Below are 13,418 nucleotides of genomic sequence, written 5' to 3'. Positions count from 1 at the left end.
CTCTGGGACCTCACGACCCAGTGTTCACGATGTCCACACTCGAGGGGGAACCCCCAACTTCCTCTACCTGAGCGGGCCACGCGTCGCGGCCGCGCTGCAGCGCGCCGGCATCGTGGCCAAGCCCTACCCCGACGGCAGCGCCCGCATCGCGGTGGGCGACCCCGCCGCCGGCCGCGCGGTGCTGCGGGCACTGCGGGCGATGTGAGGGCCGCGGTATGTCGACGATGCCGCCGCGCGCTGCGCGGTTGCGGGCGGCCGGGCGCAGTGTTGTGCGCACGCTCACCGCCGGAGCCGATGCCGATCGCTACTTCCGGTGGCGGCGCGACCGCGACGGCGACCCGTTCGAAGTGCGGCTTCCCGGCTTCCCGCCGATCCTGTTCACCGGGCATCCCGAGGGTGCCCGCGACATCTTCCGTGCGCCCGTGGACCTGGTCGAACCCCCGACACCGAATCCGATCGCGCCGCTGGTCGGGGACGCGTCGCTGATCCTGATATCCGGAGAGCGGCACCGCCGGGAACGGAAATTGCTGACACCACCGTTCCACGGGGAGCGGATGCGGGCATACGGCGAGATCATCCGCGATTCGACGCTGGATGGGATCGCCGACTGGATTCCGGGTCGCACCGTCGACTCGCGGTCCGCCCTGCGGGCCATCACCCTGCGCGTGATCCTGGAGGCAGTGTTCGGACTCTCCGGCACCGACCGCCCGGCCGAATACATCCGGGTGGTCGCCGATTTCCTCGCCGCCTACACCGGCCCGCTGATGCTTGTTCCGCCGTTGCGCCGCGGCGTGTTCGGACGCGCGCCCTGGGATCGGTTCGTCCGCGCACGCGACGAATTCGATGCGCTGCTGACCGAGGACATCGAGCGCCGGCGCGCGGGACCCGAGGACGGCCGGGTGGACATCCTGAGCGTGTTACTCGCCGCGACCTATGAAGACGGGTCGCGGATCGACGACGGCGAGCTGCGCGAGGAGCTCCGCACATTGCTGGTCGCCGGGCACGAGACCACCGCGACCTCGGTGTGTTGGGCGTTGTTCCATCTGCACCGCCACCCCGAGATCCGCGAGCGGGTGATGGCCGAGGTGCGGGACCTGGGCCCGACCGCGGCGCCCGAGGAACTCGCTCGGTTGCCGTACCTGGACGCGGTGTGCAACGAGACGCTGCGGCTGCACCCGCCGGTGCCGATCGTGCTGCGCCGGCTGACCGGGCCGCTGCACGTGCGCGGCGTCCCGGTAGCCAACGGCGGAACCGTCGGTATCGCCCTGCCGCTCCTGCATTCGCATCCGGACGTCTGGGAGCGGCCCGACCAATTCGATCCCGAGCGCTTCGTCGGGCGTCGCTACAGCCCGTTCGAGTTCGCACCGTATGGCGGTGCCCATCGACGGTGCATCGGGTTCGCCCTGGCGGAGTACGAGATGCCCATCGTGCTGGCGACTATCCTGTCGCGGGTCCGACTGGCTCTGCCGGAACGGACCCGACGCCGCCCGCCTCCGGTGTCGGTCCCGCACAACATCGCGACCGGACCGCGCCGGCCGATCATGTTCGAAGTGTTGGGCCCGCGGCACCAGGAGGACCGTTCGGGCGGGCCGCCGGTCCCGCACGGTCCGGGATGATGTCGAGCGCATCGGCGTTCGTCATTCCGGGCGGCACGAATCCGGCTGCCGACGATCGAGAGCGGGATCAAGATGAGCACCACCACCACCGGCTACCCGGCCGGGCCCAGGTCGCAACGTCCCGCTGGGCAAGGTGCAGACCGCGGCACCCATGGCGGACGCCGTGAAACGCGACGAAGATCCGCGGCACGCCGCATGGGAACCACAGCTCACCACCACGGGGGGCGGATCGGAGGACGACCGGGCCAAGCGGGAGCCGTACATTGCGGCCGCCGATCCCGGGCAGGGGTACGGCCCGGCCGATCTGCCAGATGGCGGTGGCGTTGTCGAGGAATCCGCGGCGCCGGTCTGGGTAGTTGGTGATGTGCCACAGGAACATCCGGGTGACAACGGTACCGCCGCCGCAGCGGCGCTCATCCGCAATCGCCGCCGGACCCGCGGACGTGCGAACTATCGGCCAACACACTTCTCGTCTCGAGAGTGCGGTCCGCAAGTGCGGGATCCGACTCGGCGCGCGAGAACCGGGGGTTTTCAGGCGGTGGGCTGGCGTCGGATGAAGTCGGCCATGCCGGGGACGGTGAACGCGATGCGACCGTGTTCGGGGGACCAGATCAGGCCCTTCTTGATGGCGGAATCCCGGACATCGCTGACCGCGGTGGTCGCCACCCCCATGGCTGCGGCGACCTTCCCGGACCGGGGGGTGGGTTCCCCGGTTTCGGCGATGGCGCGCAGGTACCGGCGTTCCCGGTCGGTGGCGCGGGTCCACCGGGACGGGAAGAACCCGTCGTCCAACGCTCGGCGGCCTTCCTCCACGGCGAGGTGGGCGTCCTCGGTATCGAAGGGGGAGGCGGGGGCGGTGTGCCAGATCGCCTTGCCGAACTCTTGCAGGAAGTACGGGTAGCCGCCGCTGGCTTCGACGACGATCTCGAGCGCGTCCGGGGTGAACGCACCCCCCTGTGCCTCGACCGGGACCCGGAGCGCGTCGGCGGCATCGGTGGGGGAGAGCGGTCCGATGGTTCGGTAGGAGAATTGCCGTTCGGCGTAGGAGCGGCTGTCGGCGAGCACCGCGGGAAGGCTGGGCAGTCCGGCGCCGGTGACGAAGAACGGCCATTCGCGTTGGCTGGCGCGGTGCTGCACCGCGAGCAGGGCGCCGAGCAGATCGGGGTCGAGGTCTTGCATTTCGTCGATGAACAGTCCGAACGCGGCGCCTTTCTTGCGCATGACGTCGCTGATCGCTTCGACCAGTTCCTCGAGGTCGAGGTCGATGTCGCCGCTGGCGGCCCGCCCGCCGAGGGCGAGTTCGATCTTGGCCGGGCCCAGACCGACACCGAGGGTGAAGCCGCGGGCGAGGGAGACGAGGTCGTCGATGACCTTGTGGAGTTGATGTTTGCGGCTGAAGCGGCGCAGACCGACGGCGAGTTCGTAGCCGAGGCGGGCGCGGACCGCGGCGATCCCGGCCTCGTTCGGTCGGGCCTCGATGGTGATCGCCAGCCAGCCCTGCCGCTCGGCGTGTTCGGCGAGGTTGTTGAGCAGGGTGGTCTTGCCGACCCCGCGGAGCCCGGAGAGCACCATCCCGCGGTCGTAGTTGCCTGCCTCGCTGCGGGCGACGAGGAGCTCGAATTCCTGACGTTCCCGGTCCCGGCCTTCCAGCGCCGGGGGCCGCAGGCCCGAGCCGGGTTTGAACGGGTTCAGCGCGGGATCCATATCGACAACTATAGACAGTTATGGGAAAAGCTCCATAAACACCTATAACTTCCCATAGTGGCTGAAGGCGCCGGTCCGGCCTGGCTTCTTCTTCTTTGCAGCAGCAGTAGTGTCGGCGGACTTCCTCCCTCGCAGGGGGCCGAGGGTCCCGTAGTTCTTCGGCGGAGACGGGGCACGGTGCGCGTCGGGATCTCGGCATTCGCTCGAGGAGTGACATCGAGCGTGTGGGACTGGGCTGTAGATGATGCCGACGTTCGAACTCCTACACGTGCGAAGTGATCACCAGGGTGTCGCCCGTCGCGCCTCGACATGTCCCCAGCACCGAGGCATCTTGCGCCACCCGGGCCAGAAACTGCGCCAACGCCGCGCCACCCAAGTGTCCGGTGACATTGGATTGTCCTCGGTGGTAGAGCTGTGACCTGGGCCGAGGAATTTTGACTGGCGGGATTCGGCTGTGCCTACGCACGTTTCGGGGAATGGCGGCATAGACGCAGGGGCGCTGTTTGCCAGTGAATCTTGCTTGAACCGGCGTGTGCTGCCATCTGCTCATGCACCGTCGGTCCTGCGAACTGCCTGCCGGCCGGGGCGGGGTGATCTTGAACCCAGCAAACTACAGTGGCAAGACACGCCGGGTAAGCAAGATTCACTGGCAAAAAGGACGATCAACTGTCACAGGACACCAAGTGAGAAACGCGCCAGATCGGCTAAGGACCGACACTGTCGGTTCTCGTTTGATCTGGCGCGCCTGGTGGGGGTTGACCTGGCCTGCGCCAGTTGGGGGTGGGGTTGTCCTGGGTCTTCGCTCGCACTTGAAGTGGCGCATTGTCGGGAGGGTGGCGTGCTGGACTGTTCGGAATCGCTTGCGATGCTCGATGACCCACATCTCGAGTGGTTCGATCCAGGTGGGGTAGGAGAGAAGGCCGCCGAATCGCTCGGGTGTCCGAGGTGGCGATAGAACGGGGCCCGCGATAGGACGGGAACGACCTCACCGGCCTTTCCAGTTCGTCGACCACTCCGGCAACCACCGCCACGGCACCCGACGCTCCACTCCGCACTCAGTGAGGAACACCGCCTCGATCTCGTCATCGGCGCGGCTCAACTGCGCAATCTCTCCCAGCACCGAGGAATCATGCGCCACCCAACTGAGAAACTGCGCCAACGCTGCGCCACCCAAGTGAGAAACGCGCCAGATCGGCTAAGAACCGACACCGACAGCTGTCGTCGAACCTGGACAGACATTTTCGCGGTCCGGCGACGATGCAGTGGGGAGTGGGGGGAGTGGCATCATAACCGCAGTTCAAATGGGGATAAACAAGTTGTCGATGAGTGGGGAGCGGGGCATCAGAAGCGGTACTGAATCGGGTTCAAAGACACTCGATCGGGCCGGTAGCGCCGATGGCAGCGCTGGCGGTCGGTCGCCGTCCACACCGCGACGCCGCGGCGCGGACACTCTTCTGACACCTCGGCCCGGAAATCGCGCATCCGCGCTCGGTCTCGACGGGCTGCCCGACGGCCTGCTCTCGCCCAACCCGCGGCACGGTGTCTTTGCGTCATTCTGTTCTCGGACCGAAGAGCGTCGGGATGTCGATGCTCCGATCGATCGACGGCGCTTTTGTCCCGGCGGCCACGAGAGTGCCGTCCCAGTGTCGGTCGGCGCGCCTCAGGCGTCTCAGGCGGCTACCCGCTTGAGACTGACGGCAGCGGTTCAGTGGCTTCGGCACCCGGCTGGTGTTGACGCGGTACACACAAGACCGCGTGGCGCCGTCACTGCCGGGCGAAGAGTGCCTCGACGAGGGCGGTGGCCGATGCGGTCTTGGCGGCGGTTTTCGTGGCGGCGGTTTTCGTGGTGGCGGTGGCGGTGGCGGTGTGGCCGGCGAGGTGCACGGTGGCGGTGAAGCGGGGTGCGTGTGCGGGTCCGTCGGTGCGGAATTCCCACTCGGGTGGGGCCTGATGGTTGTTCTGGGCCAGGCTCATCAGCCACGCGACGGGGTTGGACAGGGCCTTGGATTTCTTTGCCCCGTCCAGATTCAGTGCGGCCGACGTGGTCTTCCGATGCGGTTCGACGGACTCGGCGGGCCCGGAATCCTCCGGCGCCGGTGGGGGAGTCGATGGCTCCGGAGGTGGTGGCGTGGTGGGCCATTCGGGTTCGGTGTCGGGGTGGTCGGTGCCGGTCAGTTGCGCGCGTAGCGCCGCCCAGAGGGCGGCTTGCTCGGCGGGCTTCTTCGCGGCGGCGGTGGTCCAGGGTCCGCGGATTCCGAGGTGGGTGGCGCGGGCGGCGAACAGTGGATCGTGGGCGGCGCCGTTGCGCCGGGTCTCGACCTCGGGTGGAGGAAGGTCGGGGTGGGTTTGCCGCCACACCGACGCCACGCTGGGGCCCATCTCCGGATGGGCGTCGGCGAGGGTGTCGAGGACCCGGAGTTGGATCGGACGCCAGGTGGGGTCGGCGGCGTCGATCAGGACCGCGACGTCCGGGGCGGTGAGCAGGTCGGCGTCGACGCGGCGGGCGAGTTCGGCGGCGATCTCGTCCCGAAGTGGTGCGGTGGCCGCGGTTTTGAGGACCTTGTGGAAGGTGCGGGCATCGAGGGCGGTGAGATCGCGTGCCGCCTCTTGGGCGACGTGGCGGTGGTCGGCGTGTTTGAAGTGATTCTTCTTCGCCTCCCGGACGGCGCGGGTGCGCCGGTTCAGGTCGGCGCCGAGGGCAGCCAACTGATCCGGGCTGTAGGGGGCGGGGGAGTGGTCGAGGTGCGCGAGGATGATCCGCTGGTTGATCAGGTCGGCCACCCGGCGCAGCGGGGAGGTGACATGGGTATAGGAGCTGAGACGAAGACCGTAGTGACCGTGGACCGTCGGATCATAGGTGGCGGCCCGCAGCGTCGACAGCAGCCGCCCCCGGAGTTTCGCGAACAGGTCCGGGTCCCCGGCCGCGGCGGCGATCTCGGTCATCAGCTCGTCCGTGCTGCCGGCGACCGGGTTGGGGCGGTGGTTGCGAAACAGGATCGGCAACCCCTGCTCCACACACCACAACGCGACGGCCTCGTTGGTGGCGATCATCAGCTCCTGGACGATGACGTAGGCGACGGTGCGTAGTTCGGCGGCGATCGGCACGATGGCGCCGTCCTCGTTGGTCGCCCAGCCGCGGATGAGGTCGTAGAACGCCAGCGCGCCGCCGTCGCGGCGGGCGCCGAGCAGGGCCTGCGCGGCCGCATCCGCCGCGCCCAGTGAGGGGTGCAGGGGATGGGTCGGGTCGGTGAGGATGGCGGGCACCTCGGAATGGTCGACGGCCACGCACCGGCCCGGCGGAATCTCTCCACGCCCGACGGTGACACCGTGCAGCCGGCCGTCGGGGGTGAGGGTGCCGGTGACCCGCAGACTGGTCCGCCGGGTTTCGGTGGTCAGGGTGGCGGCCTGTTCGGCGGTGTCGCCGAGCATCGGGATGGTGCGGCCCGGCAGGTACCGGGTCTCGGCCCGCAGGAACGCCTGTTCGTCGGCGACGGACCCCAGGCCGACGACGTCGGCGACACCGGCGATGTGCACCTCGACCGACCATCCGCGGCCCCCGCTGAGCGGGGTGACGGCGAAGGCGTCGTCGCGGTCCCGCGCAGTCGCGGAGTCGATCATCAGCAGCGTGGACAGGTCGGTGGTGGTCGGTGATGCCATGGTCGCGTGCCCCCTTGGTTCACTACAGGTCTTCGACGATAACCGGCTACGGACCCTGCGGGTCGCCGACACACGACGCCCTGGCAAACCCCCAGGCAGGCGGCGTTTCTCGTGCGAGGTCCCCAGGGACTGGTGTGCGGTCCGCACTGGTGGGGTGTCATCACGCGGCCGACGATGTGGACGGTCTCGGTCGTGGTTCTCGCGGGGCAGGACCAGCGGGTCACGATGAGGACGCCGACCCCGTCATCCGGCCGAACACGATGATGCTCCGCACTTCAGATGCCCCGGTCTCGTGGGATGTCCTGCTCGACGTCGACGTCTCCGCGCCCACGGACATGATCGTCTGAGGCCCCGTCCGCGAACGGTCACACACCCAACCCGCACGGGCCTGCGATTACGTGGAGTGGCCCACACGCGGCGCGTCGGCACAAAGCCGGGGCCGAAGAAGTGATGCGGTCCCCATCGGGGGGCGTTCCAGGGTGGTGACACTGCCCGGGTGGTGTCGAGGACAGCTGTGGTGTACAACGTCAGCAACAGAAAATGTGAAGCGGATCACATAACTGTGATGGTGGTGCACACACACAGGGGTGGGTGCCGTCCGCGGACACGACGAAGGGTAGGGCACATGACCACAGCCTCGATGACTCCGACGGCTTCGATCACCACATGCCCGGTGCGGCGGCCCGGTGTCATGAGTACCGCGGAGATCAAGTCGAGGATCGAGGCCATGTTCGCCGATGACCGTAGCCCCGCCCGCCCGACGGTCACCGCTGACCACCGCCGGGGGATCGCCTCGTGAATGTGCTGCTCCTGCTGATGGTGCTGGCCGCGGCGTTCGCTGCTGTCCTGGCGATGCCGACCGGGGACAAGGTGTGCTCGCGGCACTGACCGCCGGTCATCGTGTGCTCCGGCCGATGCGCACCGCTCGCACGGAGTGTGCGCAGTCGCGAGTCGAGACCCGTTGCGGGACAACGTAGGTGCGATGCCCTGTTCTTCGGGAGGTCGGAATTGGCACTTTACCCTCTAATGGCAGGCATTTCCGGGGAACGGTTACGCCGCCGGGTCGGTCGGGGGACCGAAGGTGGAGGCACGGATGAGTATGCGGGTGCCGGCACCCTGGCGTGGCGGGCCGACGGCCACCCGTCCGCGGTCGCCGAGCTGCTCGACCCCATCGTCTCGATCGGGAAGAAACGAGGCGACGGAAACGGCCACATCCTGTCCTGGGAGATCACCGAACACCCAGCCGGCCGACCCGTGAGAGTTCACGCACCTGCACCCCGACGGCACACTTGGCCGCACCGCACGCGCGACCTGCCTGCACGAGCGCGGCGACGTGCGAACGGGTGGGGAGGGACGAATGGATTTGCCGCCGCCCTATATGCACCGGTCCCATCACATACCGGTGCCTGCTCCCGGGGACCTGACCGACTTCCGGGAAAAGAAATGGGTCCCGACCTTCTCACCCCGGTCCCTCGCCGATGTGAACCCGCGTTCATCGGCAGGGCAATCTTCGGCGGCGAGAAACCCTCCCAGATCTGGTCATTGAGGTCATTGTGGGGGGGTGGTTTAACGTGGAGGGTGCGGGCCGTATCCCGTCGGGTCGAGACTTGACACATTCCGGGATACGACTCGCCGGGGGAGCCGCGTAGACGGCCCAGCTCTCGAAGCTCCGGTCGTCTGCCTCGACAGCCCCATCTCACGCACCCATCGCTATTGCGTGGGTGGCGGTGCGCGCCGCTCTCTTCGTGCCCGAATCTGTGCCGACGTCATGCACGACTTCCTTCCACCGAACCCGCATTGCCGGGTCTGGGGCGATCGGTGGCGGATCGGGCGGCGTCGACGGTAATCCTTCGCGGTTCGGTTCCGCACCGATGGTGTGGTGTCACGGATTCCTCCACGCCCGGGTTTCTGCTTCTCTCCGTTGTCGGTCGGCTGTGCCATGCTGGTGCTCTGGTTCGGTGACGTCGCGAGCGTGAGGGTGACATGACTGTGCAGGTGATCCAATCCAGTGGACACCCCGGGTGGGCGGTGCGGTGCGATCTGTGTGAGCACCGATTCGATGCCGCCGTTACCGGCCAATCCGCGGCGGTGGCCTTCGCCCGGATCAACGGGTGGGTCGTCGGCGAGACCACCTGGTGCCCCATGTGCGCGACGGCCCGCGCGGCCTGAGCGTCAGACGCTCGTGGGCGGTTCCGTTCACCAGTAGGTCCCGGGCATCGGGCATCGGGCACACGCGCTCACCCCTCAGCTCGTCGAGCGGAGCCCGCGCACCGTCACCACCGGTGGGCTTTGGGCCCGGAGGTGGTGGGGAAGGGGCTGGGGCCGTGCGTGAGGGTGAATGAGGCGGGGTGTAGTCCGACCTGTGGCCAGCTGGTGGTGATGGTCAGTGATTCGGTGGTCGGGTAGGTGCCGATCCAGTACTGCGGCGTGGTGCGGTACAGGCCGGATCCCTCCTGTCCGGAATCGGGTGTCGGGTGGAACGGGTCAGCTGGGCCGCCGAGGTCGTCGGCGCCGATGTGCACGACCAGGTAGGACCATTGCGCCGACCAGTCACCGGGGTCGGTCAGGTCCCGGGTTTCGTAGCGCGCGAAGTCGGCGCGGACACCGGTGACCCGCAGCGTGAACCGCAGCGCCAGCCCGGACGCGAACGCGGTCGCCGCGGACAATTCGAGGGCGAGGTCCTTCTCTGCCGAGATCGGCATGCCCGTGTGCACGACGATCCCTCCGGTGGTGGGCGGCGCGAGGGCCGGCCAACGATGGCGGCGCATGCTTCATCGTCGCACCACCCGGCCCGGCCGCGGCTGTGAATTTCCTGAGAGTCCCTCCCCGCGAGAATGATTCGACCACGAGACGGGGCATTCAGGTAGGAGATCGGGGTGTGAACCCGCGCCGGACGTGCGATGTCGCCGAGACCGGCATGCGGGCGGTCGTCGGAGGGCGGCGATGGTCATGTCGGCGATGCCGGCGGCCGCGACGAGCGCGAGCAGGGCAGGCGCGAGCGATCCGAGGACGGCGAACAGAAGGGTGGTCAGCACCGCCGGGCCGACGGTCACGGCGATACCCGCTTCCCCGGGACCCGGGCCGCGTCGCCGAGTTCGGCACCCCGTCGTCGGTGCGGCTGGTGTCGAAGGCGGTCGTGGGGGTGGGCAGATGCGGGCCGGGAACGGCGGTCACGGGCGGTGCGGATCCGTGTCGAAGATCGAAGATTGAGGGTAGGAGTGACGGCTACGGCAGGTGCGCCGGTCACAGGTACTCCAGTACGGGAAACAGCGCGATCGCGGACACGATGATCCCCGCGACTCCGGTGACGACACCGAGCAACGCCCGCAGCGAGGCGGGCTCATCCTCCGCCGCACCGGACCGGGATGCGGCGATCGCCCCGCACACCACGGCGCACACACCCAGGACGAACCCGAGTCCGGACACCCAGAACGACGCGAGGGACACCACCCCCAGGGCGAACGAGGCCGACGGCAACCGTGATCTTCTGCGCGGCGGCCGGGTTTGGGCACACGCAGGGGAACTCTTGTCGCTGGTGGCACCTGATTCTGGTGGCGTCGCGGCGGTCATGATCCTCCTCGGAGTGCCTCGGGTGGTCCGGTGTCGATGCCGCGAGCGAGGGCACCAGCACCTGCGCTGTACCTGGACCGGCGACTGTGTCTGGGGCCCTGGCGGTTTCTCGTGCTGTCGGTTACGCCGGGGCTCGGTGCCTTCCCTGCCCCGGAGAGCAGGTGAGGCATGTTCTATTCGGGCAGTCCGATCTCGCGAGCGATTCGGTCGATGATCGGGTCGTCGTCGGTCGCTTCGGTCACCTGCCGGTGGAATTGCTGGAGGCGTTCGTGACGCTGCTGCGGCTCACCGCTCGCTGCTGGGGGCGCGAAGTCCGGATTGGTCGGGTTGATCATCAGTTCCAGCTGGGTGAGTACCTTCTGCTTCGTCGTTGCGCTCACAGTCGACCTCCCTGTCCGGTGGGTCCGAGGGTACCTGCGATGCACCCCTGCGAGGGGTGTCGACGGGTGGGGCGAGGGGCGGGATTGTCGGTGGGTGACCAACCGTGTGCCCGAGTGTTGATCTCGGGAGTGCGGGTGGGGCCGTCGTTCGGCCGCACCCCACTATCGGTTCCGTCGCGCCCGGGCCACGGACCGCAGGCCCGGTTGGGTTTGGGGGCATCTGATCGACTTCTGCGGAGAGATGAGCACGCCTTGTCGTGTCGCTCCGTGACATGTCTCGTCCCGCCGAGCTGGACGAGGGGATGTTTGTCGCGCCGGCACGGGGTCGATGACGCTGCGGCGCTTCTACGCTGGGAGGACCACGACCAGCGGCGGGAGACGATCATGAGTTACGAAGCGATCTACGACGGGGTCCGGTATCCGCTCGCCGATGCGGCCACCGCGCACGGCCTCGAGGACGCCATCGGGGGCCTGTTCGACAACGGCAACGGCGGTTTCGTCGGGTTCGTCAGCCAGAACTCGACGGTGCGCCTGTTGATGACGCCGGCGACGCCGGTCGCGATCCGGGGCAGCGACGAGCCGAACCCGCGCGTCGTCTACCGCTGGTAGCCCCGCACACAGCCCGGCACCAACCGGCCCCATCCGAGAGACGGTGCTCGCCATGTCGACGGCCAGGCACCGGCTGAGAGTGAACCGTCAACGGTGAGGCGGCTCGTCCCCTCCCTCCGCCTTCGGGTCACGCGGGATCGCGATGGTCGGCGGCGCCGGCCGGGTCGGCGCCAGAAGTCGTCTCCCATGAAGGGTTTTCGTACCGGCCGGTCTGCGTGATGGGGCCCGGGGCCGGGCACCCTCTTGTATGGGATCGAACGCAGGCAACCCCACCAGCTCGCCGGCCGCGACTCTCGGCGGTCGACTATTACAACTGGTCGGCGACCGGGACACAGCCCGCTTCTCGCGCGAGATCTCCCGGGTATGCACGGAGCTGCACCCGCCCGGCGGCCGACCGGTAAACGGCGATGTCCTCGCGTGGGTCGTCGACGCCACCGCCGGCGTGATCGTCGCCCGGCTGGGCGCCGCGGGTCCGGAAGAGACGTTGATCCTCGACGTCCGCTTCGCCGACGGTCGGTACGTCGCTGGCGAGGCTTTGCCGGTGTCGGAGCGGTGGGTGCTGGGGACGGTGTCGGCGTTCCTCGCCGAGGATGTGGTGGCGGGGGAGAAGTCCCTCACCGCGGCCGAGCAATGCGATATCACTCTGCGCGCGGAGATCTTGGCAGACGCCCTGATCTGGCTGGACTTCGTTCTCGACGTCGACCTTCCGGACCCACCCGACATGGCGGCCGCGTAGACGACGCATCTGGTCTCGGAAAGTGTGTCGGGCCGGGGCGTTTGTGCGACGGACGGGTGCAGGCCCGGGTTCGCGGGTGTCGAGCTCCCAGTGCGGGGGGACCGCCGGTCGACCTGGTGTCGTGTGTCCCTATTGCGTGCGCGGAGGTCGGTGGTGGGCGGTGAGCAGCAGGTGGTCGAACCGGGTGCGCAGGTCGGTGTCGGGTTCGAGTTCGCCGAATGCGGCGACGATTCGTTCGGCGAGGGTGCGGAGCCGGGTGTTGGTTTCCTGTGAGCGCCAGGTGAGGATGTCGAACGCGCGGTCGGCGGGGATGCCGTAGACGAGCATCAGGGCCCCTTTTGCCTGCTCGATCGCCGCCCGCGATTGCTCGAGGGCGGCGACGGTTTCGTCGACGGAGTCCTTGACGTCGTTTCGGTGGGAGTCGGTGATGTCGATGTAGAACCCGGTGGTGCCGATCACGGTGCCGGCGTCGTCGTGCATGCGGTCGCCGACGACCACAACCTGGTGGACCTTGCCGGTGGTGTCGATGATGCGGTGTTTGCTGCTGAACGGTTCGGCGTCGGTGATCATCCGGTCCAGGACCCGGGCGACGTGCGGGTGGTCCTCGGGGTGTTTGTGGGAGAGCAGCAGTTCGGTGGTCGGGGTGACCTCGCCGGGCCGGTAGCCGTGCATCTGGGCGACGGTGTCGGACCATTCCCACCGCTGCCCCTCCAGGTAGAAGCGGAAACTGCCCACCCGTTGCGGCTCACCGCCGCCGAACACCTGCTCTGAATCCACGCCCTATTTTCTAGCAAATCGATAGCTCGAAAGTTGCACGAGTTGCCGGGTCGGGCCATGCCCGTTGGCCGGTACACCTTCGACGAGGGTGGCCGCCCGAGCCTGTGACGTGCGACCTGGGGTGCGGGGCGAGCGACAAGCGTGCGGTGCGCTCGTTCGCGGCCGCACGAAGGGAGGGGAGAGCGACGTATCTCGGCCTACGCGGCGGAGAGGTGACGCCCCCTACCGGCGCCGAAGGGCCGCCGTTCGGCACGCTCTGGCTGCGGCGGCAGGAGCTGCGGACCGTGCCTGCCGCATGACTGGCCCGAAAGTCACGGAAATCTGCTCGGGGCCCGCGGCGCTCCACAGACCCGCAACGCTCACCCGGGT

At 68.4% G+C, this 13,418-nt stretch carries 13 protein-coding genes and 1 pseudogene; 7 read left to right on the top strand and 7 right to left on the bottom strand.

All coding sequences use genetic code 11. The features are described from left to right. A pseudogene (locus P3H15_RS17630) lies at positions 1-205 on the top strand (hypothetical protein); the annotation flags it as partial. A 10-nt stretch (positions 206-215) separates the two neighbouring features. Continuing rightward, the gene (locus tag P3H15_RS17625; RefSeq protein ID WP_276138430.1) at positions 216-1,616 is read left to right on the top strand and encodes a cytochrome P450; all 1,401 of its coding nucleotides are present in this window, start codon (positions 216-218) and stop codon (positions 1,614-1,616) included. 531 nt (positions 1,617-2,147) lie between these two features. On the opposite strand, the gene P3H15_RS17620 is transcribed toward P3H15_RS17625, so the two are convergent. From P3H15_RS17620 to P3H15_RS17610, 3 genes are all read right to left on the bottom strand, one after another. Further along, entirely contained in the window at positions 2,148-3,320 is a 1,173-nt protein-coding gene (locus tag P3H15_RS17620) for an ATP-binding protein (protein WP_276138429.1), read from the bottom strand. Positions 3,321-4,305: 985 nt separating this feature from the next. After that, on the bottom strand, positions 4,306-4,479 hold the full coding sequence (locus P3H15_RS17615) for a hypothetical protein (RefSeq protein WP_276138428.1): 174 nt from the start codon (positions 4,477-4,479) through the stop codon (positions 4,306-4,308). 605 nt (positions 4,480-5,084) lie between these two features. Further along, complete coding sequence (locus tag P3H15_RS17610; protein ID WP_276138427.1) at positions 5,085-6,977, bottom strand: RNB domain-containing ribonuclease; 1,893 nt, start codon at positions 6,975-6,977, stop codon at positions 5,085-5,087. 134 nt (positions 6,978-7,111) lie between these two features. On the opposite strand from P3H15_RS17610, the gene P3H15_RS17605 reads away from it, so the two are divergent. The 3 genes from P3H15_RS17605 to P3H15_RS17595 all read left to right on the top strand — a co-directional run bounded on the left by P3H15_RS17605 (position 7,112) and on the right by P3H15_RS17595 (position 9,146). Then, positions 7,112-7,324 (top strand): hypothetical protein, encoded by a 213-nt coding sequence (locus tag P3H15_RS17605; RefSeq protein ID WP_276138426.1) that lies wholly within the window; start codon positions 7,112-7,114, stop codon positions 7,322-7,324. A 278-nt stretch (positions 7,325-7,602) separates the two neighbouring features. Beyond that, positions 7,603-7,776, top strand: a complete 174-nt coding sequence (locus tag P3H15_RS17600) for a hypothetical protein (protein WP_276138425.1) — start codon at positions 7,603-7,605, stop codon at positions 7,774-7,776. Between the two features lie 1,184 nt (positions 7,777-8,960). Beyond that, positions 8,961-9,146, top strand: coding sequence for a hypothetical protein (locus tag P3H15_RS17595; protein ID WP_276138424.1), 186 nt, complete (start codon positions 8,961-8,963; stop codon positions 9,144-9,146). Positions 9,147-9,250: 104 nt separating this feature from the next. Here the strand turns inward: P3H15_RS17595 and P3H15_RS17590 are convergent, their stop codons facing one another. The 3 genes from P3H15_RS17590 to P3H15_RS17580 all read right to left on the bottom strand — a co-directional run bounded on the left by P3H15_RS17590 (position 9,251) and on the right by P3H15_RS17580 (position 10,927). Then, positions 9,251-9,745, bottom strand: a complete 495-nt coding sequence (locus P3H15_RS17590) for a hypothetical protein (protein ID WP_276138423.1) — start codon at positions 9,743-9,745, stop codon at positions 9,251-9,253. A 475-nt stretch (positions 9,746-10,220) separates the two neighbouring features. Further along, on the bottom strand, positions 10,221-10,547 hold the full coding sequence (locus P3H15_RS17585; protein ID WP_276138422.1) for a hypothetical protein: 327 nt from the start codon (positions 10,545-10,547) through the stop codon (positions 10,221-10,223). 173 nt (positions 10,548-10,720) lie between these two features. Beyond that, on the bottom strand, positions 10,721-10,927 hold the full coding sequence (locus tag P3H15_RS17580) for a hypothetical protein (protein ID WP_276138421.1): 207 nt from the start codon (positions 10,925-10,927) through the stop codon (positions 10,721-10,723). A 384-nt stretch (positions 10,928-11,311) separates the two neighbouring features. Between P3H15_RS17580 and P3H15_RS17575 the strand changes: the two genes are divergently transcribed. Both P3H15_RS17575 and P3H15_RS17570 read left to right on the top strand, forming a co-directional pair. Continuing rightward, positions 11,312-11,536 carry a hypothetical protein gene (locus P3H15_RS17575; RefSeq protein WP_276138420.1) on the top strand — a complete coding sequence of 75 codons (225 nt, stop codon included), beginning with the start codon at positions 11,312-11,314 and terminating at the stop codon, positions 11,534-11,536. A 247-nt stretch (positions 11,537-11,783) separates the two neighbouring features. After that, positions 11,784-12,272, top strand: coding sequence for a hypothetical protein (locus P3H15_RS17570; protein WP_276138419.1), 489 nt, complete (start codon positions 11,784-11,786; stop codon positions 12,270-12,272). A gap of 129 nt (positions 12,273-12,401) precedes the next feature. On the opposite strand, the gene P3H15_RS17565 is transcribed toward P3H15_RS17570, so the two are convergent. Further along, positions 12,402-13,049, bottom strand: a complete 648-nt coding sequence (locus P3H15_RS17565) for a PAS and ANTAR domain-containing protein (RefSeq protein ID WP_276138418.1) — start codon at positions 13,047-13,049, stop codon at positions 12,402-12,404. Positions 13,050-13,418 lie beyond the last annotated feature (369 nt).

It is taken from the genome of Rhodococcus sp. T2V, assembly GCF_029269925.1.
Taxonomy (GTDB): Bacteria; Actinomycetota; Actinomycetes; order Mycobacteriales; family Mycobacteriaceae; genus Rhodococcus_F; species Rhodococcus_F koreensis.
This window is presented reverse-complemented; position numbering and strand designations above follow the sequence as displayed.

Coding starts and splice junctions, on each gene's coding strand:
- P3H15_RS17585 (WP_276138422.1), bottom strand. CDS start 10,547: ATGACCGCCGCGACGCCACCAGAATCAGGTGCCACCAGCGACAAGAGT.
- P3H15_RS17600 (WP_276138425.1), top strand. CDS start 7,603: ATGACCACAGCCTCGATGACTCCGACGGCTTCGATCACCACATGCCCG.
- P3H15_RS17570 (WP_276138419.1), top strand. CDS start 11,784: ATGGGATCGAACGCAGGCAACCCCACCAGCTCGCCGGCCGCGACTCTC.
- P3H15_RS17575 (WP_276138420.1), top strand. CDS start 11,312: ATGAGTTACGAAGCGATCTACGACGGGGTCCGGTATCCGCTCGCCGAT.
- P3H15_RS17590 (WP_276138423.1), bottom strand. CDS start 9,745: ATGCGCCGCCATCGTTGGCCGGCCCTCGCGCCGCCCACCACCGGAGGG.
- P3H15_RS17610 (WP_276138427.1), bottom strand. CDS start 6,977: ATGGCATCACCGACCACCACCGACCTGTCCACGCTGCTGATGATCGAC.
- P3H15_RS17625 (WP_276138430.1), top strand. CDS start 216: ATGTCGACGATGCCGCCGCGCGCTGCGCGGTTGCGGGCGGCCGGGCGC.
- P3H15_RS17620 (WP_276138429.1), bottom strand. CDS start 3,320: ATGGATCCCGCGCTGAACCCGTTCAAACCCGGCTCGGGCCTGCGGCCC.
- P3H15_RS17595 (WP_276138424.1), top strand. CDS start 8,961: ATGACTGTGCAGGTGATCCAATCCAGTGGACACCCCGGGTGGGCGGTG.